Here is a 24,596-nt window from a genome sequence, read left to right on the forward strand (position 1 = left end):
AATACCGGGTTAACGATAAGGAGCCGATCCTATGCGAAAGCTGTCTTATTTATTGATTTTGCTCGGCATTGCCGTGATCGTGGCGCCGATGCTGATGGAATGGCAGGCGGACCGCGAGCAGCAAAGGCTGCTGGCGGAGGCGGAACAGGCGCGGAAACAGCGGGAAGCAGCGGCGATGAGCCGCGAGCTGGCCGCCGGTTTCGAGCGGCTCTCACATTTGCTGGAGGAAGGGTCCTCCGCCGCCGATTCCGAACCGGCCGCCGTCCCGCAGCTTATGACGGTGGACGGGAAAACGTCGATCGCTATGATCGAAATCGCGGCGATCGATGTAAAGCTGCCCGTCTTGGAAGGGGCCACAAAGGCTAACATGAAGCACGCGGCCGCGCATATGACCGAAACGGCGCCGCTCGGCGCGGAGGGGAACGCGGCGATTGCCGCCCACCGGGCGCGTACAAAGGGCCGTTTGTTCAACCGCTTGAACGAAGTCGAGATAGGAGATAAGATCGTCATAACTACCGAATCTGATCGCTACACCTATGAGGTTTATAAAATCTCGATAGTCGAACCGACGGAAGTCTCCGTCCTCAAGCCGAACGGGAAGGATAAAATCCTGACTTTGATCACATGCGATCCTCTGAAAAATCCAACCCATCGTCTTATCGTTCAAGCCAAGATGAAGCAGGTTAATGTGCCATTAAATCGTGATATGGTTGGTGAAAAGGGATGAGTATTACGGGGTCTTATATTATATACGGGGTAGGCTGTGTATTGCTGGCCGGCGCCGTACTCTATTTGCGGTCTTTGTATTCGGAGATTGCCGCGCTCCGGGTGCTGGCCTACCGCGATCCGGTGACGGGTTTGCTGAACCGGAACGGGCTGGATCATTTTTGGACCAAATACAAAGGTAAGGAAAACCTCGCCGTTCTGAATCTCGATCTGGATTGTTTCAAGGAAATCAATGATACATACGGACATCAAGCGGGCGACCAGCTGTTATGGGAAGTAAGCCGATATCTGGAACAGTTGACGAATAAGAACCAACTCGCGTTTCGGATCGGAGGGGACGAGTTTCTGTTTATCATGAAAAATTGCGATCCGAACCAGGTGAAGATTATGGCCGGATTGCTCCTGGGTCAAATCTCCAGGCCTTATTATATTGCAGGAAGGGATATGTCCATTACGGGAAGCATCGGCATCAGCATTTGCCAGGGGCACCGGGCCGAAAAGACGCGCATGATGCAGGAAGCCGACGCCGCGATGTATCATGCCAAACGGCTTGGCAAAAACCGCTATTGCGTTTTCGGCGAGCGGGTGCTCCCGGAAGACCTCGTTCAATCCAACCCCGGCGTTAATAAACCGTGGCGCCAAACACAATTCAATCTCCGATAAAACTCACAAAAATCCATATAGAAGATCACTTTATTATCGTTACTCCTCCCGGATAAGATAGTAGAATGGAAAAAAAGCATACAAGAAAAGTCAGATTAGCACATTTCCAGGAGGACCGCGAAATGCCTATTTTTTTCGATGAAACTAAAGGCCTTTTCCATCTGCAATCCCGCAATACAAGCTACATGATTCAACTGGTCCGGGGGTATGCCGCCCATGCGTATTTCGGCGCCAAGCTGCGCCAGGACAGCAATCTCGATGAACTGTTGACGTTTAAGGAACGGGCTTCCTTCAGCCCGAATCCGCTTCCGGACGACAAAACGATCTCGCTCGATACGCTGCCGCAGGAATATCCGCAATACGGCACCGGCGATTTCCGCAGCCCGGCGTACCAAGTCCGGCTGGCGAACGGCGCCCGGGCGACCGAGCTCTCTTATAAGTCGCACCGGATCATTCCGGGCAAACCGGCGCTGGAGGGGCTGCCGTCCGTCTATGTCGAGCGCGAGAGCGAAGCCGAAACGCTGGAGCTTGAGCTGTTCGACGCGGTGTCCGGGTTGACCGTGTATTTATGCTATACCGTCTTTGAAGATTTTGACGCGATCGCCAGATCGGCCCGGTTCCGCAATGACAGCGGCGAAGCGATGCAAATCGAACGCGCGCTGAGCGCCTCGGTGGATTTTGCGGACGCGTCTTACGACGCCTTGTATTTGTCCGGCGCGTGGGCGAGAGAACGCCACGTGCAGCGCAGACGGCTTGCGCCGGGCCTCACCGGCATCAGCAGCCGGAGAGGGGCCAGCTCGCACCAGCAAAATCCGTTTCTCGCGCTGCTGCGGCCGGAAGCCGACGAACGGCAGGGCGAAGTATACGGCTTTAGCCTGATCTACAGCGGCAATTTTACCGCCGAGGCCGAGGTGGAGCAGTTCGGGACGACCCGTGTGTCGCTGGGGATCAATCCGTTTGAATTCAACTGGAAGCTGGCGCCGGGCGAAACGTTCCAGACGCCGGAAGCCGTGCTGGTCTATTCGTCCGAAGGGCTGGGCGGCATGTCGCGCACGTTCCACCGCTTGTACCGGACAAGACTTTGCCGCGGGCAGTTCCGCGACCAGGAGCGTCCGATTCTCGTCAACAACTGGGAAGCGACCTATTTCGATTTCAACGCGGATAAAATCGAAGCGATCGCCAAGGCGGGCAGCGAGCTTGGGATCGAGCTGTTCGTACTGGACGACGGCTGGTTCGGGCACCGGGACAGCGACAACAGCTCGCTTGGCGACTGGTATGAAGACCGCCGCAAGCTGCCGCAAGGGCTTGGCGATTTGGCCCGCCGTGTGAAGGAAACCGGGCTGCAGTTCGGTCTGTGGGTCGAACCGGAGATGGTGTCGCCGGACAGCGAGTTGTATCGGGCCCATCCGGATTGGTGCCTGCACGTGCCGGGACGGCGGCGGACCGAAGCCCGCGATCAGCTCGTGCTCGATATGTCGCGGGAAGATGTGCGGCAGTATTTGTACGAGCGGCTGAGCGATATTTTCTCCAGTGTGCTGGTTTCCTACGTCAAATGGGACATGAACCGGAACATGACGGAGGTCGGTTCGGCGGCCAGCCCGGCGGAGCGGCAAGGGGAAATCGCCCACCGTTACATCCTGGGGCTGTATGAGCTGCTGGAGCGGCTAACGAGCGAGTTCCCGCACATTTTGTTCGAAAGCTGCTCTGGCGGAGGCGGCCGTTTTGATCCGGGCATGCTCTATTACATGCCGCAAACCTGGACGAGCGACGATACGGACGCCGTGGAGCGCCTGAAAATCCAATACGGCACGAGCATCGTTTACCCCGTATCGACGATGGGGGCCCATGTTTCCGCGGTGCCGAACCACCAGGTGGAACGCACGACTTCGCTTAAGTTCCGGGGAGACGTAGCGATGTCCGGCAATTTCGGTTATGAGCTCGACCTGACCAAGTTTACGGACGAAGAGAAGGAAATTGCCAAGGCACAAATCGCCATATATAAGGAAATACGCGGTCTCGTGCAGCAAGGGGAGCTGTACCGCCTGAAAAGTCCGTTTGAAGGCGGCGAAACGGCGTGGATGTTCGTCAGCCCGGACAAAAACGAAGCGCTGCTGTTCTATTTCCGCGTGCTCGCCGAACCGAACGGCCCGCTGCGCAGCGTCAAGCTGGAAGGGCTTGACCCTGCCAAGGACTACGCCGTAGTCGACAACGGCAAAGTGTACGGCGGCGACCGCTTGATGTCGGCGGGGTTGTCCGTCGCGTCGGTGAGCCGCGATTTCAGCAGCATATTGGTGCGGTTGAAAGCCGTGCACTAAATAAAAACCTGAAGGAGGCGAAATGGCTTCCTTCAGGTTTTTTTAGCGAGAATGGAAAACGTTCGGATGATGAGAGGAGTATGTAGATCGGCTTATTCCAAGGTATACCGGGATGCGAAATTTGCTTTCGAAGATCAATACTCGCTGTCCGGACGCTTTGCATGATTATCTCGTTTGATCAGGTAGCAGAGAAATAGACAAGCTTGGGAGAAGAACATATTTTGTGAAGAAGCAGATAGGATCAAGATAAATTAGATGGGCATAGGAGAAGAAAGCAGGTTTTTCGGAGAAGTAAGGCAGATCGAACGGGAGATGAAGGACCAGATGCGGGGGAACGAAAAGACCGTGACATTGCTGTAGCTTGAACTCTTCCGTCAGCAGCAATGCCCCTGCCGATCATGCTAACCCACACCAATCAAGTTGATCCGCATCAAATAACCTCTACCGTTCAAGTGCCACGATCAGGCCGCAGCCGCAAGGGGCTGGTTCGGTTGGCGCGCGATCAGCTTGCGGTAAGGGATCGCCGGAATCGCCACACACATGCACAGTAACTTCTGTCGCATCGTTTCTTCCGCTCCGGGCAGTCCTCCGGACAGGCGCAATCGGCGGCGTCCGGTGTATTCGTTCAGGTACGCCTGCAGATGCTTCAGTCCCAAGGCTCCATACGTACTCTTCAGCGATTCCCACGCCTCTCTCACCACTTTCCGCAAGGGCGCATACAGCCGAAAGGCCTGAGGGAACAACTGCACCGCCGATGTACAGACATCCACATGCCCATTGATGAACGCGGCGAGATCGTGACGGTTTGCCCTTTTTTCGCCTCCCCGCTTATTTGGAACCAGGCGGATTTTGACCTGTTCCGGCTCGCCCGACTCCGTGACCGTGCATCCCGCTACGACCGCCGAGGCGTACGGATGCGAAAGCTGACACCGGGACGGATTACGCCCATACTGATCGCTGTTCACCTTCACGTCTCCGGAGAGCAGCTCCCGGGCATCGAACTCCCCCACGGCATGGCGTATTTTGTGCAGCATCGACCAGGCGGTCTTGTAGGTAACCCGGATCACCTTGCTCAGCCGCAGCGCCGAGATGCCGCCCTCAAGCAGGAACAACTCCAGGGCCTGAAACCACTTCACCAGGGGGAGGTGCGTTCCTTCAAAAATCGTACCGACCAAAGGCGATGTTTGATGCTTGCACTTTCCGCACTCGAACAAAGGGATATGCCGGGAAGTCAGACGGCTGCACCGGGTGTGAGCGCAGCGCGGGCAGACGAAGCCGTTTGGCCATTTCATCGCGATCAGCGCCTCCATGCAGTCCTGCTCGCTGTTAAAACGGCTGCTGAATGGTTGAAGTTCCGTTCCCGCATTGGCTTCCATATCCGCTTACCTCCCGAATCAAGAATACACGAACATAAATTCCATTTATTTCATTATAACAAACGTACGTTCTCTAATCAAGCTAAAAATCTCACCTGAAACGCCTCATTTTTTCCTCATCTTTATTGTTTTTTCTTCTCTTTTTTTTGGAATCCTTGACTTGCTCTAGCCCCACCCCTGCTCCCTGCTCCTGAACGAAGGGGATAATCGTGCAAAGGCAAGCAGCATACAGGGACACCAAGACACGAACCCTATAAACATTGGTTTTAAAGCTGGCCTCTACCGTACCTCACGGTTCCGCAAAATATCACCGGGAATCAGACGGGGAAATGCCCATCACCTACGGCAACTGCTTTTGATTTTTTTAATCTGATGAGGCGATTGAAGCGGAAACGAAAAGCCCTGTTTTCCGCATATGCGCAGATAACAGGGCTTTTTTAATTAATCGCGGCAGCCCGGGAACATCCCCGTAGAAATAGCGATGCGGTTCCAGCAATTGATGACGTTGATCGCAAAGATCAGATCCATCGTTTCTTTTTCGCTGTAGAAGGAGCGGACCCGGTCGAACACGTCCTGGGGGACGCCGCGCTCTGCGATAAGCGTGACCGCTTCCGTCAGTTCCAGCACGGCTTTTTCCTGATCCGTATAGCAGGGCGATTCCCGCCACACGCTGATTAAATTGATGCGCTGTTCGCTTTCTCCAAGCTTGCGCAGCTCCTTCGTATGCATATCGAGGCAAAAAGCGCAGCCGTTGATTTGCGATGCCCGGATTTTCACCAGCTCGTAAATGACGCGGTCCAGCCCGCTTGCGGTCACCTGTTTCTCCAATTGGCTCATCGCCCGGTAAATGTCCGGGTTGGCTGCGTAATGGTCAATTCTTACTTTCATATACATCAACCTCCAAATGATAATGGATAACTGGAACTAGTTATCACAAGTAAGACAAGGGAGGGGGTGTTTTTGTGACAGAAACAAGGTCATACGAGACTTGGGACTTTAAAATTTGAAAATATGTATCGTTTTCTGCAGTTGGAATACGGCGTTTTTCATCGCTTCAATCTCATCGGCCATCGCGCGGATGGAGGTGATCTGCTCGTTCATCGATGCGGACACCTGCTCGGTTCCGGCAGCCGACTGCTGCGTGATGGCGGAGATGTTCTGAATGGCCGAAGAAATGTTGTGCGCGCTATCCAGCATCGCTTCGCTTTCCCGGGCAAAAGCGGAAATTTCTTCGGAAATGTACTGGACGCTTTGGACGATTTCCTGAAAAATTTGCTCCGCTTCGAGAAGGATGGCGCTTTGCTGGCGCACGACTTCCTCGTTGATTTTGATGTTTTGACCGGCTTGCTTCACATCCTGCTCAATGCTGCGGACAAGGTTAAACACCTCTTTGGTGGAGGCGCTCGATTCCTCGGCCAGCTTGCGCACTTCAAGGGCGACGACCGCAAATCCGGCCCCGTGCTCGCCGGCCCGCGCCGCTTCGATGGAGGCATTCAGCGAAAGCAGGTTGGTTTGCTCGGCGATCTCCGAAATCGCCCGGGTAATTTTCGTGATGCCTTGCGCATTTTGCGCCAGCGCTTCGATCGATTCGGCGACTTTTTCCGTCGCCTCGATATTTTTGCGCATACCCTCCGCTTGTCGCGACACGGATTCCCGGCCCCGTTCCACAAGCTGCAGCGTTTCCGCAGAACGCTGATTCATCTGCCGGGTCGAATCGGTGTAATTGCCGACTTTCTCTTCAATTTCGCCGATCGCCTCCGTCATGCCGCCAACGTCCTCGCTGATGGCGCTTGCGCCAAGCGCCAATTCATTGGACGATTGCGTCACCTGGGTCATCACCTCAATAAGCCCCTGATTACGTTCCGAAATGCTGCGGCTGGAGTCCATCACTTTGCGGGTAATGTCCGAGGTTTCCTGCAAAATTTTGCGCAGCTTGTCCACCATACCGTTAAACGAGCGGCTGAGCTCGTTCATCCCGCCGCTTTGGTTCACCCGGGCGGTGAAATCTCCCTTGGCGATCTGCGCGGACGCGCTGGAGATGTCGGAAAATGAATCCGTGAGCTCTCGCTCGAGATAGCGGGAGAGCGGGTAAGTAAGCGCTGCCAAAAAAATGATGAGAATTAATCCGACCCAGATGTGGCCGAGAATCACGAATACGATCAGGGCGGGAACGGCGAACAGCGCGGCCACGAGATAGCAGGCGGCGTTAATTTTTCCGCTAAGGGGAAGTCTGTTGAACCATGACATTGGATTCATTGCCTCCTTCGAAAGTAGGTTATTTTTACCATGATTATAACATCCGAACTAAAAAGGGTATAGGACGAAATATTCCGAGAAATGCTACCTTCAGGTTGAAAAAATTCCGGCGAATAAAATCAGGTTGATCGTATTGACAAATATCCCGAAACGTTGTTACATATATTCAGAAAATATTTCGTATACGAAATATTAAAAAGTATAATTAAATTTTTAAGGATGGAACCGGTTTGGATCAAAAACAACGCATGCACGAAATCGTGGAATCTTTTCGGGAAGTCAAAAAAGCTTTCTATCAGCTGTTGTCCAAACAAGCGGACAAATACGGGATTACCGGCATTCAGTTCAAGGCCCTTAAAACGATCCAAGACAATCCGCAAATCGGGATCACCGAGCTCGCGGATTTAATGCGTTTGGGGAACAGTACGGCGAGCGGCGTCATCGATCGGCTTGTCAAAGCCGGGCTGGTGGAAAGAAAGCGTCTGGAGAGCGACCGCCGTTCCGTATCGCTGGAGGTGACGGAGCAGGGGAAGGAGGTCTACCGGCTTACCGATCTTCAATATTCCAAAGCGATTGCGGCCGTACTGGAGAACTCGGAAGAGGATTTTGAGCATTTATTGCAGACTCATCGAAAAATTATAGCTTCATTAGAGAAAGTGAGAGAAGAAACCAATGAATAATACCGCTGCTGTAGAGGGCGCCGCTTTTAAAAGATGGCCGATCGTCATGGCGCTGATTATCGGGGCGTTTGTGGCGATTTTGAACCAAACCTTGATGAATGTGGCGCTTCCGCAAATGATGAGAGATCTGAATGTAGGGACTACGACGATTCAATGGCTGACCACCGGCTTCATGCTGGTGAACGGGGTACTTATTCCGCTTAGCGCTTATTTTATGGAACGTTTTACGACGCGGATGCTGTTTATTTCCGCCATGGCGATCTTCGCTGTCGGAACGGTGATTTGCGGGATTGGCACAAGCTTTCCGATGGTGCTGATCGGACGTTTGTTCCAAGCGGCCGGCGCCGGGGTGCTGATGCCGCTGATGACCGTGGTGTTCCTGACGATATTTCCGATTGAAAAACGCGGCCAGGCGATGGGGATGATGGGGATCGCGATGGTTTTCGCTCCGGCGGTCGGACCTACGCTTTCGGGGTGGGTTATCCAGCATCAGTCCTGGCATGTGCTGTTCTGGATCATTTTGCCGTTTGCCATCCTTTCCATACTTCTTGGGATTATTTTTCTGCGGAACGTGACCGAGGTGGCCCGGCCGAAGCTGGATATGTTATCGGTCATTTTGTCGACGTTGGGCTTTGGCGGCGTGCTGTACGGCTTCAGCGAAGCGGGCAGCACAAGCTGGGGCGAACCCGAGGTCATCATCGGTCTGTTCGTCGGCGTGATTGCGTTGGCGTTGTTCTTGTGGCGCCAGCTGAAATCGGAAAAACCGATGCTGGAGTTCCGGGTGTTTAAATACGATATGTTTTCCCTGACTACGGTGATCAACGTGGTTGTTACGATGGCGATGTACGCGGCCATGATCCTGCTGCCGATCTACCTGCAAAACATCCGCGGCTTTTCGCCGCTGGAATCCGGCCTGCTGCTGATGCCGGGCGCGATTCTGATGGGGATTATGTCGCCGATTACGGGGATGATCTTCGATAAAATCGGGGCCCGTTGGCTAGCGGTCGTCGGTCTGGCGATTACCGCCGTCACGACATGGGAATTCAGCAATTTGACCGACAGTACGACTTATGCTCATCTGATCCTCATGTATACGCTTCGCATGTTCGGGATGTCCATGCTGATGATGCCGATTCAGACCGCCGGCTTAAACCAGCTGCCCGCAAGCTTGAACGCGCATGGCACGGCCATGGCCAATACGCTGCGGACGATATCCGGCGCGCTCGGCACCGCCTTGCTCGTCACGATTATGTCCAGCCGGACAAAGGATCGGGCGGCGGAAATGATCATGTCCGCGGGCATCAATCCGCAGGACCCGGCGAACGCCCAGCAGGTCGCGCTCATTACCAAAGAAGCGACGATCAACGGCATCGACTTCGCCTTTGTGGTCGCTACGGGAATCACGCTGGTGGCCTTTGTCCTGTCTTTCTTCATCCGGAAAGTCCAGGTTGGCAAAGACGGCCAAAACAAAAAAGAGCCTGGCATGAAGCACGCCAAGGCTTGAGATACGGGACGAAAAAAAGTCGACGCCGATCGTGGCGCCGGCTTTTTTCGTGTGGCCGATAAAGCGGAATATGAGAAAAAATGAAGCCTTAGAAGGAAATATGTATATAAGTGTAGAAATATATCAGCAGCGAAAGCAAACGGGTATCGCCGGGGGATCGTCGGAATAACGACGTTTTAAGCCATTACTAGAGGTGTAAAATGAAAAAATCCATTTTATTATTTTTTTTGAGTTTGATTTTTCTGATCGTTCTATCGCCGCATGAAATCGATGCGAAAGCCGCGCAATCCAAGATTGTGCTGGATGGTCAGGAAATCGCTCTTCCGGAGAATGTCGAAGTTGCCAATATAGATAATAATGTGCTGATTCCCATAAGAGTTGTTGCTGAAAATCTTAAATTTAAGGTCAAGTGGGACCAAAAGACTCAGAATGTTAAAATCCATAATAATTCGAATGCGATATCTTTAAATGTGGGGCAACAAGAAGCGGAAGTCTCCAATGAGCCCGTATTATTAAACACTGCACCTTTGATGCGGAACAATACGGTTCTGGTTCCTATTCGTTTCGTTAGTGAACAAATGGGGCTTAAGGTAAGTTGGAATAATACCGATAAGACGGTTTACTTGACGAGCAATGGAGAAAAGGCGGTGCTGTCCGAAGCAAATACCGATGACTCCTTGATACATATCAACGAAATCCATTTTAGCGATCATCAGCTTGTTGCATCAATGGACGGTCAAGTTACTCCAACCATATTTACGCTGCAGGACCCGGAAAGAATTGTAATCGATTTGCCGAACACGGTATTTTCGGATACGTTCCAGTCATTAAATGCCGGCTTAAACGGAAAATTGGATGTAAGCGGATCTTCACAGATTGCCGACATCAGATTTTCGCTATTTAGTCAGGAGCCGAAGCAAGTCCGGATCGTTGTTGAGTTAATGGAAAATCAAGAAATTCCGTTTAATTATGAATTTAATGAAGGTAACCTTGTTGTTAATTTAGGCCTTTCGGAGAATAACTCTGATCTTTCCGATTCCGGCCCCGTTAATCCCGTTAATCCCGTTAATCCAGCTAATCCTGTTGATCCCATTGATCTAGTTGATCCTGTTGTTAAACCAGGACTTAAAACGGTAGTGATTGACGCGGGGCATGGCGGCAGCGATCCGGGGACAACCAGCTTCAGCAATCGGCACGAAAAGGAATTTACTTTGGCTTTAGCTTTGAAAGTTCAGGAGCTTCTTTTAAATGAGCCGGGCATTAATCTCGTGATGACTCGTGAAAGCGATGTTTATCCCACCCGTTCAGAGCGCGTGAAGTTGGCCAATGAATTGAATGCCGATATTTTTGTTTCGATTCACGGCAATAGTGTTCTTTCCTCACCGCAAACGACCGGGACGGAAACCTATTATTATGAGCGAAGCAGCAGCAAAGAATTAGCCAATACCATTCATAAGCGGTTAGTGGAAGCCGTGGGTTTTAAGGACCGCGGAGTGAAAAACGGTAATTTTCAAGTCATCAGAGAGACCAAGATGGCGGCGGTTCTTTTGGAGGTCGGATTTCTTAGCAACCCGGCGGATGAGGAAGCGATGTTTTCCGATGAAATGCAATATAAAGCGGCTCAAGCCATTGTGGATGGCATAAAGGAATATTTGGGTTCGTCTCGTGCGGGCCAGCATACTAGCTGATAAAAAAAGCAGGGAAGGGGTAATAATCACCCTTTCCCTGCTTTTTCATTAGCCCAGTACCACTTCAACTTGGTGCACGCCGCCGTCGCCGGCCGGGGCGATAACGTTGCCCTGGATCGGCTGGCCGTTCACGGTGATGCTGGCCACGCCTTTTTCCACGTGATTCGGATTGCTGATCCGGATCACGTACGTGTCGCCGCGGAAGACGCGGGTGATTTCATAACCGTCCCAAGCGGACGGAATGCAAGGATCTACCTTGAGGCCGTTAAAATCGGCCTGAATGCCGAGGATCGCCTGCGTGATCGCAACGTAATTCCAGGCGGCCGTGCCGGTCAGCCAGGAGTTTTTCGCCTCGCCGTGGCGGACGGCGTCTTTGCCGGCGATCATTTGCGAATATACATAAGGCTCCATGCGGTGGATTTCGCTGATGTCCTCCAGGTAAGCCGGAGCGATCTTCGCATATACCTCAAACGCGCGGTTGCCGTGTCCGAGCACCGTTTCGGCGATCATGATCCACGGGTTGTTGTGGCAGAAAATTCCGGCGTTTTCTTTGTAACCCGGCGGATAGCTGGAGATTTCGCCCAGGTTCAAATAATACTTGGAATACGGCGGCTGCTGCAGCACGATCCCGTATTTCGTGTCCAGGCGTTCGGCCACCGAGGCCAGCGCCTTGCCGGCCAAACCTTCTTCGACGCCGATGCCGGCCATGACGCACATGCCTTGCGGTTCGATGAAGATTTGTCCCTCCGCGTTTTCTTTGCTGCCGACCTTTTCACCGTAGTGGTCGTAGGCGCGCAGGAACCAATCGCCGTCGAAGCCGTGTTCGAGCGTGGTCTTCCGCATTTTTTTCACTTGCGCATCCGCCTCGGCCGCTTCGGATTCAAGCCCGCGTATCCGGCACAGCTCGGCGAAATCCGGACCGACGAACACGAACAATCCGGCGATGAAGACGGATTCGGCCACCCGGCCTTCGATATTGGCTGTCGTTTGGAACGATTCGCCCGGCTCCTTGGAGAAGCAGTTCAGGTTCAGGCAGTCGTTCCAGTCCGCGCGTCCGATCAGCGGCAGGCCATGGGGCCCGAGATTTTCGACGACATGGTAGAAGGAACGTTTCAAATGCTCGAACAGCGTAGCGGTGTTGTCGGGGTTGCTGTCGAACGGAACCTGCTCGTCAAGGATGCTCAGATCGCCGGTTTCTTTAATATAAGCGGCCGTGCCGAGAATGAGCCAAAGCGGGTCGTCGTTAAAACCGCTGCCGATCTCGTTGTTGCCTTTTTTGGTGAGCGGCTGATATTGGTGATAGGCGCTGCCGTCCTCGAATTGGGTGGCGGCGATGTCGAGAATCCGCTCGCGGGCCCGCTCCGGAATTTGATGCACGAACCCGAGCAAATCCTGGTTCGAATCGCGGAAGCCCATCCCGCGGCCGATGCCCGACTCAAAATAGGATGCCGAACGCGACATGTTGAACGTAACCATGCACTGATACGGGTTCCAGATGTTGACCATCCGGTTCAGCTTGTCGTCGCCGCTTTGGATTTGGTATTTGGAAAGCAGTCCTTCCCAATAAGCCGCCAGCTCCGCCATCGCCCGTTCCACATCGGCATCGGTGGCAAACAGTTCAATCATTTCAAGCGCCGGTTTTTTGTTGATGATTCCGGGCGCCTCCCATTTCTCTTCCTCGGGAACTTCCACGTAGCCGAGGATGAACACAAGGCTCTGCTCCTCGCCGGGGGCGAGCTGCAGCACCACTTCATGGGAGCCGATCGGCGACCAGCCGCTGGCCACGGAGTTGGAAGCTTTGCCGGCTACGACAACCTGCGGTTCATGCAGACCGTTGTACAGGCCAACGAACGCTTCGCGATCGGTATCGAAACCGTCGATGTCCCGGTTGACGGAGTAGAAAGCATAGTGGTTGCGGCGTTCACGGTATTCCGTCTTGTGGTAAATGACCGAATCCAAAATTTCCACTTCGCCGGTGCTCAGGTTGCGCTGGAAGTTCGTATTGTCGTCCTGGGCGTTCCACAAGCAGAACTCGGCAAAAGAGAACAGGGATACCTTTTTCGCCTGGGAGCCGGTGTTTTTCACCGTCAGACGATGCACTTCGCCGTTGTAGCCGAGCGGCACGAACGCCAGCTGGGTGACGGAAACGCCGCCGCGTTCGCCGGTGATCGAAGTGTAGCCAAGGCCGTGGCGGCATTCGTAAAAGTCCAGCTCGCGTTTCACGGGCATCCAGCCCGGCGTCCAAAAGTCGCCGTTGTCATGGTCGCGGACGTAATAGTAGCGGCCGCCGGTATCCAGCGGGATGTTGTTGTAGCGGTAACGCGTCAAGCGGCGCAGGCGGGCGTCACGGTAAAACGAATAGCCGCCGGCCGTATTGGATATGAGTCCGAAAAATTGCTCGTTGCCGAGGTAATTAATCCAGGGATAAGGGGTTTGCGGCGTGTTAATCACATATTCTTTACGCTTGTCGTCAAAAGCTCCGAATTTCATGGAAACAACACTCTCCTATCATTTGTGAACGCGCGTTTATTTTATTCGGCAAGCCGCCTGCGGACAGGCTGCTTCGAAAGATGCAGGGGAAGCAGTCCGCCGCAGCCGGATCAGCGGACGGGCGGCTTGCAAGTGTCCCGGACCACAAGCTTGGTCGGGAAGCTGACCGTGCTGAACGTCGCCTCGTCGGCTTCGCACAGCTCGATCACCTTCAGCACCGCGGCTTTGGCCATTTCATCGACCGGCAGCCGGACGGAAGTCAGCTTGGGCGTAATCCGCGAAGCCAACAGAGCATCGTCGAAGCCGATGATCGACAGTTGGTCGGGCACGGCGATCCCGTGCTCGGCAAACGCTTCCATCGCGGCGATAGCCATGTCGTCGTTGGAGCAGAACAGGGCGGTCGGCAGTTTCTCTTGCAGCGCAAGTCTTTTCGCTTCGCGATAGGCGCTTTCCTTCAGAAATTCTCCCTCCAGAACAAAGTCATCCCGAAGCGGCAGGCCGTGTTTTTGCAAGGTGCTTTCGTAAGCCAGATAGCGCTCGCGCCCGGAGTAGGTGTTCATGCTCCCTTTGATGATGCCGATTTCGCGATGCCCCAGGCCGATCAAGTATTCGATCGCTTCGGCCGTGCCTTCGTAGTCCATCGAGTTGATGACGGCGAGATGGTTTTTGTTCAGCCGCTCTGCCATGATTTCCGAAATGTCGTAATCGACCAGCACGAGCGGCGCTTTCTGATCGACCATTTCCCGCACCAGCTCGATGTCTTTTTGCGTGCCGACCAAAATGCCGCCGTCGATCCGCTTTTGCTGAAATGCCTGCTTGACCTTTTGAAACTCGCCGCGCGAGTATACGGTATGTATCAGAACGTAAAACCCGCGGGCGTTCGCCGTATCGACGACCATGTCGACGATGGGGGCGAAGTAGCTGTTTTGATAAATCCGGCTGGCGGTTTCCTGTTCCGACATGCTGATCGCAAACAGGCCGATCGTATCCGTACGTTTGCCGGCCAGCGCTCTGGCAAAGCTGTTCGGCTCATACTGGTGCTGCTCGATGACCCGGAGCACCTTGGCCCGCGTCGCTTCGGGAACATTCGGGTAATTGTTGATCACCCGTGATACCGTGCTGCGGGACACCCCGGCCAATTTGGCTATGTCTTCGCTGCGCATATAGGTCCCCACTTTCGTAAACGCGCGTTTATGAGGTTATTGTAAAGGATATCCGGAAGATAATCAATGGTGAAAAAGCGGCGTTGGCCATAATAAGTTGAACGAATGATTGTACGGGTAAAGGCAGCGGGGATATAGTCCGCCGCCTAAGGAAGGTGTTCGAGGTATTCGCGGATCATCTTGAGCGCTTTATCGGCGTTTGGCGTGTCCGCCCGCAGCGAGATGATCATTTGTTGTTTCGCCAACGGCAGCTGGTCGGCGAGGGCACTGCCTGTGACGTCGATGCCGTAGACATGCTCCTGTCCGTCCTCCTCGGATTTGGCTTTGAGGATCCGGTCATCGGTCAGCAGCGGCTTCAGTTCGGCCGTCTCCTTGTCAAGGCTGAGGAAGGCGCCGCCTCCGGACAGCCAATCGAACGAAGCTTTGTCCGTAATATAAATATCCGGCGACGAGGTGGCGATCACGGCCAGCGCTTTCTGCTGGTAGGCCATGTCCGCGCCGCTCATGCCCGATTCGCTTTGCCCCGGCAAGTACAGCATCTCCAGCTCCAAGCGTTTGAAGTCCGGAATCTGGGCGGTCATCGCCTGCTCCAGCGCGTCCGTCCCGCCGCTTACCTCATCAGTCAGGAAATTGCCGACCATGATGATGGACAAGTCGACAGGTGGAAGAGCGGCCAGTCTTTTTTGCTCCTCGCGGTGATCCAGGTAGGCGTTAAGGCCAAAAACGATTGCGATCACGGCCACAAGAGCGATGATGCAGTGCGTTTTGTAAAGCCGGAAAAAATCGTCGATCTTCTCCGCGGTGCCGGCGAATTTTCCCCATTTCGCGTATCTTTGGCGGCTCATTTCCTCAACTTTGCTTCGCTCTTCCGCTTCGATAATCATTTTGTAGGCTTTGACCTTGGCTTCGTACTCCTGCTCGAACCGGTCATCCTGCTGACGAGAGCGGGATTTCCGCAGCAGAATGTCGAACGCTTTATCGACATCCTCGCGGGGCGCGTTTTCGGGCAGGCCCAATTGCTCATATGCCTGTTTTAAAATGTCTTTCTCCATCGCCCTATCTCCTCTGATTTAGCTCTGAAATCCTGTCATATTATTATATGGAAAGTAACGCTTACATTTATTATACTTTGTATTTGTAATGAAGGGAAATAAGCTGAACAAGCGAAAAAGCCGGGCGGCCTAGAGCGGCGCTCGGCTTGCGAATTCGGGCGCTGATGAATCTTTCAGCGCATGCGGCGCATCGAGAGGATGACGCTGCTCCAATGCCCGGTATCCAGCGGGCTGATCTCCACACCGGGATCTCCCCAGGTATGGATGAATTGGCCGTTGCCGATGTAGATGCCGACGTGGCCGGGAATGTTGTCGGTTTCAAACCGGCCAGGCACGGTGAAAAAGATCAGATCTCCGGTTTGAAGGTTGTCCCGGGTGACGGGGATGCCTTCTTTCGCCTGATCTCTGGCCAGCCGCGGCAAGTCTTGCCCGAATTTTTTGAACACATGGCGGGTGAAGGACGAGCAGTCGAACGCTTTCGATTGCTCGTAAGGCGCTGCTCCGAATTCATAGGGAACGCCTAAAAAACTTTTCGCATAGGCAACCATCTCGCCCCGGTGTTCGGCGACCCCGAGGATGCCGTAGCGGTTCGATTCGCCGATCTGCGGGTTCTTTTCGGCAACGCCGCCGTCGGCGTTAATCGGTCCGATATTAAGCCGTCCCGACAGCGGGTCAACCACGGCTTTGCTTTGCAGCAGGGCGGAGACCGATGCGGTCGTCATATACAGCTCGCCGTTCTGGCGGATGGGCGCTTGCGGCAGCGATACCGGCTTGCCGAAAGAAACGGCGTGCCGTTGGCTTGGCTGAACCTCAAACATGACATCGGTATAGCCGATCCGGGCGGAGCTGTCCGTTTCCAAAGCGCGAAGACCCAACGTGTCGGCTACTTGGGAAAGCGGAATCCATTGGGTGCCGCGGACATCCGTAAACGCTTCCGTTCTGACCGGGGTGGAGGCGGCCGGGGGAACGGAATTGGCTTCGGGACCGGCCTTGTTGCCGCAGGAGACGGCGGTAGTCAGCAGCACGGAAGCGAGCAAAGAACACAAGATTGTTTTCCAAACCGAGATGCGCATTAGTGCTCTCACTCCATTCATCTTTTTTTCGAACCATGTTCAGTTGAAGTATGCATAAATCAGTAGATAACTATTCGAGTGGAGCAAGGAGAATTCGACATCATGCTGTTACGCGAAAAGCAAACCGTATACGCGCCGCAAAGTTTCCAAGCAGCGCCGCAATCTGACTACCGCTACCTGGGAAGGCGTGCCCCCCACCATTTTTCAAACGCTGCTGGGCGTATCGCTGGGCCGCCGTATTTTGCGCGACGCTTCATAGGCGATTCGTTTTGATGTGCGGGTTTAAGGTGACTTTTGCACGCGCTTTAGGTATATTACTAGTTGAATGTGTTAAGGCCAATCATGGAAGGGAGAGTTGCAACGATGGCAGAAAGAACGGCTTATGAAGGAACTTATCAGGGAGAAAAAGCGGTATGGCTCAGATCCGGACGGTATGAAGCGGTCATGCTGCCGGAAATCGGCGGCAATCTGATTGCGTTCCGCGATGTCGAAAGCGGTTACCGTTTTCTGCGCGAACCGGCGGAGGACGAAATGGAAAGCTTCAAAAGCAATCCCGGCGTGCATGGGATCCCCGTGCTGTTTCCGCCGAACCGGTACGAGGACGGCCTGTTCCCCTGGAAAGGCGAAGTGTACCGTTTTCCGGTAAACGAAGCTTCGACCGGCAACCATCTGCACGGTTTTTTACATACGACGCCTTGGCAGGTGGAGGACTTTGGGCAGACGCCTTTGGAAAGCTATGTTACGGTCAAAGTGACCGTCGACGAGCAGCATGATGTGTACCGGTATTTGCCGTTTAAATTTACGGTAAGGCTGAAGTATACGCTCAGCGAATACGGCTTGTCGCAGCAGTTGTTCGTGCGCAATGACGGGGACAAGGAGATGCCTTGCCTGCTCGCTTTCCATACGGCGGTGAACGCTCCGTTTGCGCCGGGAAGCAACGCTAAGGATTACCGCGTCAAGCTCACGATCGGCGAGCGTTGGCAGCTTAGCGAACGGATGCTTCCGACCGGTTCGTTCCAGCCGCTTACCGGCGAGGAAAAGCAAATGCAAGGGGAGGGCGTGTATCCGTTTTTCGCGTCGCTGGACAATCATTACACCGCCGCGCCGCAAAACGGCCGAAACCGAATGGAACTAACCGATACGAAGCTTGGCGTCACTCTGGTGTACGATGTCGGGACGTCCTACAAGCAGTGGATGATCTGGAACAACGGGGCGAAGGAAGGTTTTTTCTGTCCCGAGCCGCAAATTAATCTGGTCAACGCCCCCAATGTCAAGCTGCCGAGCGAAGAAATCGGCTTGTTCAGCCTGAACGCCGGGGAAATTTGGGAAGAAACCGCCCGTTTTTACGTGAAGTAGAAGGCAAGCATGAACCAAGAAAAAGCAGCCCGCCGGCGTCTGTAGAGACGCTTAAGCGAGGCTGCTTTTTCTCTGGCCATTCGGCTCCGAAGATATGCCGGTTTAGTTGACCCCAGCGGTTACGTTACGTCGGGTGGACGGAATCAGCCGCTTCATTTGCCCCAGATTGCGTTTGGGCACATGGATCGTTTTGATGCCGTGCCGTTCATCGCGAAAATAGACGACATTGTCCTGGATGTCCGAGACTTTGGACAAATTGACGTAACAGTTGGTGCTAATGCGGTAAAAGTTAGGGTCCGAGATCAGCTTCGAGGTCTGTTCGGCGGATAGTCTCTGTTTGATGCTGTAATTCCTGCCATGAAAGCAAACCAGTCCGTGAACTCCAATCTTGAAGAAATACGTGTCATGGGGATCGAGATCCTCATAGACGTTTCTTTCTTCCAGTCCGACATTCATCATTCCAAATCCCCCTTTAGATGATGCTACGGAAGCGCTTACAGTATATCATGTTTTTCAAAATTTGGGTAGGGAAAAGGGCGAAATATTAAAAATTTTGGGCTTTTGCTGCCGGGAATCTCATGGGGAGGACTGGACTTTTATGGCAAAGTGGGGAACAATATAGGGAACGACAACTTTAGATTTCAATTTACCAGGAGGTATGCGAATTGTCACAGACACAACGTTTGCTGTTATTTGTAGGGTCCTACGCCGAGGCGGCGGATCCGGGAGTTTATGTATACGAACTGGACATGTCCAGCGGTAAAATGAACCGGTTAAGCGCGGTATCCGGACTTAAGAACCCGACGTTTGTCAGCGTCGATGAAGCGAATGGCCGGTTGTACGCCATTTCGGAAACCGTTTCGGAAGGCGAACGCATCGGCGAAGCGGCCGCTTTTGCCATTGATTCCGCGAAAGGGGAGCTAAGCGAACTGAACCGCACCTTGACGATTCGTCCGTCTTCTTCGCATATTCAACTGGACCTGAGCAACCGTTTTGTGGCGGTATCGGGGTATCATGGAGGGAACGTCGGCCTCGTCAATGTCGGGGCGGACGGGCTTGTCGGCAAGCTGGCCGATGAACGGCAGCACGAAGGGAAAGGAGCCGATCCGTCGAGACAGGACCGGCCGCATCCGCATTCGGTTATCTTCAGCCCGGACAACCGGTTTGCGCTGGTTGCGGATTTGGGACTGGATCTCATCGTAGTGTACGAACTGGACGCCCAGGGCGGGCGGCTGGTCCGCAAGAGTGAAGCGCAGACGCCGCCGGGAGCGGGGCCGCGCCACATGGCTTTCCATCCGAACGGCCGTTTCCTGTATTCCATCAATGAGGTGAATTCTTCGCTCTCCGCTTTTTCGTATGATCCGGAATCGGGCCGGCTGGAACTGCTGGATACGGTGCCGACCCTGCCTGCCGGGTTTACCGCGGAGAACACGACGGCGGAGGTCGCCATTTCCAAGGACGGCCGCTACCTGTACGGCTCGAATCGCGGCCATGACAGCATCGTCCAGTTCGCCATCGACCCGACGAGCGGCAAATTGACTTACGTGGAGCACGTATCCAGCGAAGGCGGACACCCGCGCCATTTTGCGCTGACGCCGGACGGGAAATATTTGGTCGCGGCCAACCGCGATTCCAACAACCTGGCTTTGTTCACGGTGGATGGGGAAACCGGCCGGCTGAAGTTCACCGGCCACACCGCCGAAGTATCCAAGCCGGTATGCGTCAAGCCGGTGTTTTTTTAACCTGTAGGCGGCCAGCGTATAGAACCCCCCGAACGCAGGTCCGGCCCTGCTCGTCACTAGCGAGCAGGGCCGGTTTTGTTATACTGGGACTTGACCTAATAATCAGCGCTTGACAGTTAAGCCGGCAACCGATTGTGCAATGCATGAAGGGCGTTGAAAGCTAGAGAACAGGGAAGGCCAGTGGGTTGGCCGGCAGATCAACAACCGCTGTCCGAATGCTTTGCACGATTATCCCGTTTGATCAGAAAGCAGAGAAGAAGATAGGTTCAGGAGAAGCAGATACATTTGGGAGAATTAAATATGTTTAGGAGAAGCGGACATGTTCGAGATCATTAGACAGGTTGGTGAGAAGGAGTTAGGAGAAGTAAAGCAAATTTGACAGAAGGGATGGGGCGAGACACCGGAACAAGAAAAAAACGTGATTTTGCTGCATCCTGAATCCGTTTGCAGTAACGTCCGTACCGTTAAAAAGCATTTCTATCAGGCTGCAGCCGCAAGGGGCTGATTCGGTTGGAGGTGCCTTGTAGGTGCCCCGATCAGCTGGCGCAGCCGCATCGCTGAGATGCCGCCATGCAGCAGGAACACATCCAGGGGCTCGAACCACTTCAACAGAGGAGTCGGATTCCTTCAAATATCGTGCCGACTAAAAGCCCATGTTTGATGCTTGCACCTTCCGCACTCGAATGGGGGGATACTGCCCTCCCTGAACAAAAGGAATAATCGTGCAAAGCAGCACGCGGGGACTCCAAGTCACGAACGCTATAGCCCCCCATCTTTGCACTTACCTCAGCCGCCTCAGTCCAGCATACTGAATCAATAGAGTCAAAATCATAATTTTGTCCACAGACTAGAAATAGCCTCAGTCCACGGCGCTTCGGCTCTTAATAGAAGGGTAACGGTACTCGTACGTAGTAGGACAGAAAGAGGGAATGGGTATAGGGTGAAAACCCATCCCCATCCCTATCCCTCCAATCGCTCCAACTTAGAAGTCAGAGTCATAAAAGGACGCCGGCAGGCGTTTTTCTTATCTGCCTGATCATTCCTTAAACAGTCCGGATTCGCGGATTCCGGCCCAAAGCTGCTCGAACTGCGGAATATCGAGCTGCTGCGCGGCATCGGACAAGGCGGTTTGCGGATCGGGGTGCACCTCGACCATAATGCCGTCCGCTCCGGCGGCCAGCGCCGCTTTGGCGCAGGGGAGCAGGATGTCCTTCCGCCCGGTGGAATGGCTGACGTCGACCAGAACCGGCAGGTGCGTTTCCTGCTTGAGCAGCGGAACCGCGGAAATATCGAGCGTGTTGCGCGTCCACTTCTCGTACGTTCTGATGCCGCGTTCGATCAGCATCACGCGGGTGTTGCCGCTGACCGCGATATATTCCGCGGCATGTACGAACTCCTCCAGCGTCGCCGATATCCCGCGCTTGAGCAGCACCGGGATGCGCGCTTCGCCGGCGGCTTTGAGCAGCTCGAAATTTTGCATGTTTCTCGCGCCGATCTGGATCACGTCGATATATTGTTCGGCCAGCTCGATATGGGCGGGGTGAACGATTTCGCTGATCGTGGCCAGCCCGAATTCATCGGCGACTTCCTTCAGCATTTTGAGCCCGTCGACGCCGAGCCCCTGGAAGTCGTACGGGGAGGTACGCGGCTTATAAGCTCCGCCGCGCATGATTTTGACGCCGGCCGCTTTCAAGGCGGCCGCGACGGTGCGCAGCTGCTCGTAAGATTCGACCGAGCACGGCCCGGCGACCATCACCTGCGCGCTTCCGCCGATGATATTGCCCTTGACGTCGAGGACCGTATCCTCCGGCTGTTTTTTCCGGCTGACGATCAGTTGTCTGGTATGGTCTTCCTCCTGAAGGTTCAGCGAGGCTTTGAAAATTTCCTTGAAAATATGCTTGACCGCCGCATCTTTGAAGGGGCCGGGATTGCGGCGCGTCAGCTCCTCCAGCATCGCTCTTTCGCGGACGGGGTCAAATTTGGGGACCCCCTGTTTTTCCTTGATTTCGCCGATTTCGCGGACGACGGCGGCGCGTTCGTTCAGCAGGCGCAGCAGCTCATCGTTGATGGCGTCCAGCTGTTGGCGCAGTTTGTTTAAGGCTTCGCTCACTTTGCTCTCTCCTTTTTTAGATTGTTCAAAAATAAGTGCCAAATAAACAAAAAAAGCCGTCCATCAAGGGACGGAATACAAGCGATTCCGCGGTACCACCCTCGTTAGACAACTTTGGTTGCTCGGCTTCGGGCACGGATAACGGCGTGCGGCCGGATCCTCCTACTGGCCGGAGCGCCCGGAAGTTCAGAGGTCGACTCGGGAGCGAACTTCGGCGGGGCGTCTCCTGCGGGGTGCTTTCAGTCTATGGCACCGCCGTCCCTGACAGGGCGTTTCCCCTTACTCTTCTCCTTCATCGTCGCTTTTACGTTTTACGAAATTATATGCCGAACCCTTATGAGATGCAATAGGCCGAGGCAACGCATCAAAACTTTGAATCTGCGGTACGATAAAGCATGAAATCAGGCGGCCAATGCGGTCAATGAAAATTTTACAATGAATTTACCTAATTTTTAGGCATTTGCATTTGCAAAGTGGCAAAGCCTCGCTTAAGATTAACGTCAGAGGTTTTTTTAGTTTTTTATCCGACCGACGAAGGAGCAGGTAGCCGATAATGACGTTTTTTAGAGAGCTTTTTCAAATGGCGGGATTCCGCAGAGCGCTGGCTCTGCTGTTTGTCGTCCTCGTGCTGTATTTTGCCCGCAGCATGCTTAATATGCTTTTGATCACTTTTATCCTCACTTATTTGATCAATCGGCTGCACAATTTTATCAGCCGCAACGTGGCGAAGGTCATCCGCATCAATCGGGCCGTGACCCTGGTGTTCATTTATCTTGTCATGATCTCGCTTTTGGGCGTCGCGCTTTACTACTATTTGCCGGTGTTTACCGTGGAACTGACAGATCTGGTCAACCAGGTCATGTCCTTTTATGCGAACCCGCCCGAATTTCCGGATAACACCATCCTGAATTACGTAGTGGAGTACTTGAAGGATTTCGATTTGTCCGCTTACATCCATAACGGGGTCGATTTCCTGCTCAGCACGTTGTCGGACATCGGCAAATGGAGCCTGAATTTGTTTGTCGCGATCATCCTCAGCTTATTCTTCCTGCTGGAAAAGGAAAAAGTAACGAACTTTACGGTGAAATTCCGGGAGAGCCGTGTGGGCGGCCTATTTAAGGAACTGGAGTATTTCGGCAAAAAATTCGTGCAGTCCTTCGGGAAAGTGATCGAAGTGCAATTTTTGATCGCCCTCGTCAACTGCATCCTATCGACCATATTTTTGTGGATTTTCGGATTCCCGAATTTGTTCGCCTTGGCGATTATGATCTTCTTGCTCGGTCTGGTCCCGGTTATGGGCGTGATCGTATCGCTGGTTCCGCTGTGCGCGATCGCCTTTAAAATCGGCGGTGTGGTCAAAATCATCTACGTACTCGTGATGGTGGCCGTGGTGCATGCGGTGGAAACGTATTTCCTCAATCCAAAATTCATGTCCAACAAAACGCATCTGCCGATTTTTTACACGTTTATGATTTTGCTCGTTTCCGAGCACTTTCTGGGCGTATGGGGGTTGATTGTCGGGGTGCCGATTTTCATGTTCCTGCTCGATATTATGGAAGTGCCGGTCGGAAAAACGCTGCCTAAGCGAAGCCTGCCGAAACCGGTCAAGGAAAAGTAATCCGCGCGAGGCATTTTGAAAACCGCTGGATGATGTGTCCAGCGGTTTTCTATCGCCTTTTCGTTCAGACTTAATTTTTCCATTTCACCTGGTTGTTCTGATAGTCTGCCGCGGGATGCCCGGGCATCCGGTCCTTCCAGGAACGGTTGATCGCTTTTTTCAGCTTTTCCGGAAGTTGCGCTTTGATGCGGTCTGCTTTATCCCGGTCAAGCTTGCCCTCGGCGACCGCTTGGTCAATGTTCCGGTTGGCGGTCTCGGTCAGCTTTTTCAGATACTCTTCTTCGCTCCAGCCCTTTTGCGCTTGAACGACCTGCAGGAGCGTTTTGCCTTGTTTCAGCTGCTCCACCAATGCCATGGGTTCCATGCCCAGCATTTCGGCCGTTTCCTTGACGATATGGCCGCCGCGGAAGTGGCCGCGGTGATGGTGAAACCGCGATTCGTTTGGCTTGGGGCTTGGGGGTTGCGGGGGCTCCTGCGTTTGGCCTGCAAGGGCTGTCGCCTCTTCCGCGTACGCGGGGATGGCCGCCGCCGCGAGGCTGCAGCCCAACAGGATGGCCAGGGCGCTTTTCATCGCAAAAGGTTTTCGTTTCTGCTTAACCATAGACTTTCTTCACCTCTTCGTTTAGAATAATTTGGTCCTCGCCTCCATCAGTCTTGACCAAAATCGCGCCAAGTATCTTAATGGAAGCTTAATATTTCATAAAATTCCGCTTAAAGCGCGAGTTGAATAAGTCAGGTTTTCAGGCTGAGAAGGGATAAAATATACGAAATGTTGTTGATCATG

19 protein-coding genes are annotated in these 24,596 nt (G+C 53.7%); 9 read left to right on the plus strand and 10 right to left on the minus strand.

Annotation, left to right across the window (positions count from 1 at the left end):
* The first annotated feature begins 31 nt into the window (after positions 1-31).
* The 3 genes from DYE26_RS03080 to DYE26_RS03090 all read left to right on the plus strand — a co-directional run bounded on the left by DYE26_RS03080 (position 32) and on the right by DYE26_RS03090 (position 3,704).
* Positions 32-727 (plus strand): class D sortase, encoded by a 696-nt coding sequence (locus tag DYE26_RS03080; RefSeq protein ID WP_036622107.1) that lies wholly within the window; start codon positions 32-34, stop codon positions 725-727.
* Positions 724-1,389 (plus strand): GGDEF domain-containing protein, encoded by a 666-nt coding sequence (locus tag DYE26_RS03085; protein ID WP_051985392.1) that lies wholly within the window; start codon positions 724-726, stop codon positions 1,387-1,389. Before DYE26_RS03080 ends, DYE26_RS03085 begins: the two co-directional genes overlap by 4 nt.
* A 122-nt stretch (positions 1,390-1,511) precedes the next feature.
* Positions 1,512-3,704, plus strand: coding sequence for an alpha-galactosidase (locus DYE26_RS03090; RefSeq protein ID WP_036622108.1), 2,193 nt, complete (start codon positions 1,512-1,514; stop codon positions 3,702-3,704).
* Between the two features lie 461 nt (positions 3,705-4,165).
* Here the strand turns inward: DYE26_RS03090 and DYE26_RS03095 are convergent, their stop codons facing one another.
* From DYE26_RS03095 to DYE26_RS03105, 3 genes are all read right to left on the minus strand, one after another.
* Positions 4,166-5,080 carry a transposase gene (locus DYE26_RS03095; protein ID WP_115311169.1) on the minus strand — a complete coding sequence of 305 codons (915 nt, stop codon included), beginning with the start codon at positions 5,078-5,080 and terminating at the stop codon, positions 4,166-4,168.
* 441 nt (positions 5,081-5,521) lie between these two features.
* Positions 5,522-5,968, minus strand: a complete 447-nt coding sequence (locus DYE26_RS03100) for a carboxymuconolactone decarboxylase family protein (RefSeq protein WP_036622111.1) — start codon at positions 5,966-5,968, stop codon at positions 5,522-5,524.
* 108 nt (positions 5,969-6,076) lie between these two features.
* Positions 6,077-7,327: a methyl-accepting chemotaxis protein gene (locus DYE26_RS03105; protein ID WP_036622112.1), complete on the minus strand. Its 1,251-nt coding sequence runs from the start codon at positions 7,325-7,327 to the stop codon at positions 6,077-6,079.
* Between the two features lie 239 nt (positions 7,328-7,566).
* On the opposite strand from DYE26_RS03105, the gene DYE26_RS03110 reads away from it, so the two are divergent.
* The 3 genes from DYE26_RS03110 (at position 7,567) to DYE26_RS03120 (ending at position 11,208) form a co-directional block, all read left to right on the plus strand.
* Positions 7,567-8,016, plus strand: a complete 450-nt coding sequence (locus DYE26_RS03110; protein ID WP_036622114.1) for a MarR family winged helix-turn-helix transcriptional regulator — start codon at positions 7,567-7,569, stop codon at positions 8,014-8,016.
* Entirely contained in the window at positions 8,009-9,520 is a 1,512-nt protein-coding gene (locus DYE26_RS03115) for a DHA2 family efflux MFS transporter permease subunit (RefSeq protein WP_051985394.1), read from the plus strand. Before DYE26_RS03110 ends, DYE26_RS03115 begins: the two co-directional genes overlap by 8 nt.
* A gap of 200 nt (positions 9,521-9,720) precedes the next feature.
* On the plus strand, positions 9,721-11,208 hold the full coding sequence (locus DYE26_RS03120; protein ID WP_036622115.1) for an N-acetylmuramoyl-L-alanine amidase family protein: 1,488 nt from the start codon (positions 9,721-9,723) through the stop codon (positions 11,206-11,208).
* Between the two features lie 48 nt (positions 11,209-11,256).
* Here the strand turns inward: DYE26_RS03120 and DYE26_RS03125 are convergent, their stop codons facing one another.
* The 4 genes from DYE26_RS03125 to DYE26_RS03140 all read right to left on the minus strand — a co-directional run bounded on the left by DYE26_RS03125 (position 11,257) and on the right by DYE26_RS03140 (position 16,986).
* Complete coding sequence (locus DYE26_RS03125) at positions 11,257-13,698, minus strand: glycoside hydrolase family 94 protein (RefSeq protein WP_036622117.1); 2,442 nt, start codon at positions 13,696-13,698, stop codon at positions 11,257-11,259.
* 110 nt (positions 13,699-13,808) lie between these two features.
* The gene (locus DYE26_RS03130) at positions 13,809-14,861 is read right to left on the minus strand and encodes a LacI family DNA-binding transcriptional regulator (protein WP_036622118.1); all 1,053 of its coding nucleotides are present in this window, start codon (positions 14,859-14,861) and stop codon (positions 13,809-13,811) included.
* Positions 14,862-15,007: 146 nt separating this feature from the next.
* Positions 15,008-15,913: a hypothetical protein gene (locus tag DYE26_RS03135; protein ID WP_036622120.1), complete on the minus strand. Its 906-nt coding sequence runs from the start codon at positions 15,911-15,913 to the stop codon at positions 15,008-15,010.
* Positions 15,914-16,086: 173 nt separating this feature from the next.
* A complete protein-coding gene (locus DYE26_RS03140) occupies positions 16,087-16,986 on the minus strand; it encodes a C40 family peptidase (protein ID WP_036622122.1) in 900 nt (299 codons plus the stop codon).
* Positions 16,987-17,349: 363 nt separating this feature from the next.
* Here DYE26_RS03140 and DYE26_RS03145 point away from each other — a divergent pair, with 363 nt between their 5' ends.
* Positions 17,350-18,342, plus strand: a complete 993-nt coding sequence (locus DYE26_RS03145; protein WP_036622124.1) for an aldose 1-epimerase — start codon at positions 17,350-17,352, stop codon at positions 18,340-18,342.
* A 102-nt stretch (positions 18,343-18,444) separates the two neighbouring features.
* On the opposite strand, the gene DYE26_RS03150 is transcribed toward DYE26_RS03145, so the two are convergent.
* Complete coding sequence (locus tag DYE26_RS03150) at positions 18,445-18,801, minus strand: LytTR family transcriptional regulator DNA-binding domain-containing protein (protein WP_036622126.1); 357 nt, start codon at positions 18,799-18,801, stop codon at positions 18,445-18,447.
* A 206-nt stretch (positions 18,802-19,007) separates the two neighbouring features.
* On the opposite strand from DYE26_RS03150, the gene DYE26_RS03155 reads away from it, so the two are divergent.
* Positions 19,008-20,084: a lactonase family protein gene (locus DYE26_RS03155; protein ID WP_036622128.1), complete on the plus strand. Its 1,077-nt coding sequence runs from the start codon at positions 19,008-19,010 to the stop codon at positions 20,082-20,084.
* A 1,036-nt stretch (positions 20,085-21,120) separates the two neighbouring features.
* Here DYE26_RS03155 and DYE26_RS03160 read toward each other — a convergent pair.
* Positions 21,121-22,194, minus strand: coding sequence for a bifunctional 3-deoxy-7-phosphoheptulonate synthase/chorismate mutase (locus DYE26_RS03160; protein WP_036622130.1), 1,074 nt, complete (start codon positions 22,192-22,194; stop codon positions 21,121-21,123).
* 553 nt (positions 22,195-22,747) lie between these two features.
* Between DYE26_RS03160 and DYE26_RS03165 the strand changes: the two genes are divergently transcribed.
* Positions 22,748-23,812: an AI-2E family transporter gene (locus tag DYE26_RS03165; RefSeq protein WP_036622132.1), complete on the plus strand. Its 1,065-nt coding sequence runs from the start codon at positions 22,748-22,750 to the stop codon at positions 23,810-23,812.
* 70 nt (positions 23,813-23,882) lie between these two features.
* Here DYE26_RS03165 and DYE26_RS03170 read toward each other — a convergent pair whose 3' ends face one another.
* Positions 23,883-24,413: a hypothetical protein gene (locus DYE26_RS03170; RefSeq protein ID WP_051985395.1), complete on the minus strand. Its 531-nt coding sequence runs from the start codon at positions 24,411-24,413 to the stop codon at positions 23,883-23,885.
* Positions 24,414-24,596: the final 183 nt, after the last annotated feature.

Source organism: Paenibacillus macerans (genome assembly GCF_900454495.1).
GTDB classification, from domain to species: Bacteria; Bacillota; Bacilli; order Paenibacillales; family Paenibacillaceae; genus Fontibacillus; species Fontibacillus macerans.

Coding starts and splice junctions, on each gene's coding strand:
- DYE26_RS03080 (WP_036622107.1), top strand. CDS start 32: ATGCGAAAGCTGTCTTATTTATTGATTTTGCTCGGCATTGCCGTGATC.
- DYE26_RS03085 (WP_051985392.1), top strand. CDS start 724: ATGAGTATTACGGGGTCTTATATTATATACGGGGTAGGCTGTGTATTG.
- DYE26_RS03090 (WP_036622108.1), top strand. CDS start 1,512: ATGCCTATTTTTTTCGATGAAACTAAAGGCCTTTTCCATCTGCAATCC.
- DYE26_RS03095 (WP_115311169.1), bottom strand. CDS start 5,080: ATGGAAGCCAATGCGGGAACGGAACTTCAACCATTCAGCAGCCGTTTT.
- DYE26_RS03100 (WP_036622111.1), bottom strand. CDS start 5,968: ATGAAAGTAAGAATTGACCATTACGCAGCCAACCCGGACATTTACCGG.
- DYE26_RS03105 (WP_036622112.1), bottom strand. CDS start 7,327: ATGTCATGGTTCAACAGACTTCCCCTTAGCGGAAAAATTAACGCCGCC.
- DYE26_RS03115 (WP_051985394.1), top strand. CDS start 8,009: ATGAATAATACCGCTGCTGTAGAGGGCGCCGCTTTTAAAAGATGGCCG.
- DYE26_RS03120 (WP_036622115.1), top strand. CDS start 9,721: ATGAAAAAATCCATTTTATTATTTTTTTTGAGTTTGATTTTTCTGATC.
- DYE26_RS03125 (WP_036622117.1), bottom strand. CDS start 13,698: ATGAAATTCGGAGCTTTTGACGACAAGCGTAAAGAATATGTGATTAAC.
- DYE26_RS03130 (WP_036622118.1), bottom strand. CDS start 14,861: ATGCGCAGCGAAGACATAGCCAAATTGGCCGGGGTGTCCCGCAGCACG.
- DYE26_RS03135 (WP_036622120.1), bottom strand. CDS start 15,913: ATGGAGAAAGACATTTTAAAACAGGCATATGAGCAATTGGGCCTGCCC.
- DYE26_RS03140 (WP_036622122.1), bottom strand. CDS start 16,986: ATGCGCATCTCGGTTTGGAAAACAATCTTGTGTTCTTTGCTCGCTTCC.
- DYE26_RS03145 (WP_036622124.1), top strand. CDS start 17,350: ATGGCAGAAAGAACGGCTTATGAAGGAACTTATCAGGGAGAAAAAGCG.
- DYE26_RS03150 (WP_036622126.1), bottom strand. CDS start 18,801: ATGATGAATGTCGGACTGGAAGAAAGAAACGTCTATGAGGATCTCGAT.
- DYE26_RS03165 (WP_036622132.1), top strand. CDS start 22,748: ATGACGTTTTTTAGAGAGCTTTTTCAAATGGCGGGATTCCGCAGAGCG.
- DYE26_RS03170 (WP_051985395.1), bottom strand. CDS start 24,413: ATGGTTAAGCAGAAACGAAAACCTTTTGCGATGAAAAGCGCCCTGGCC.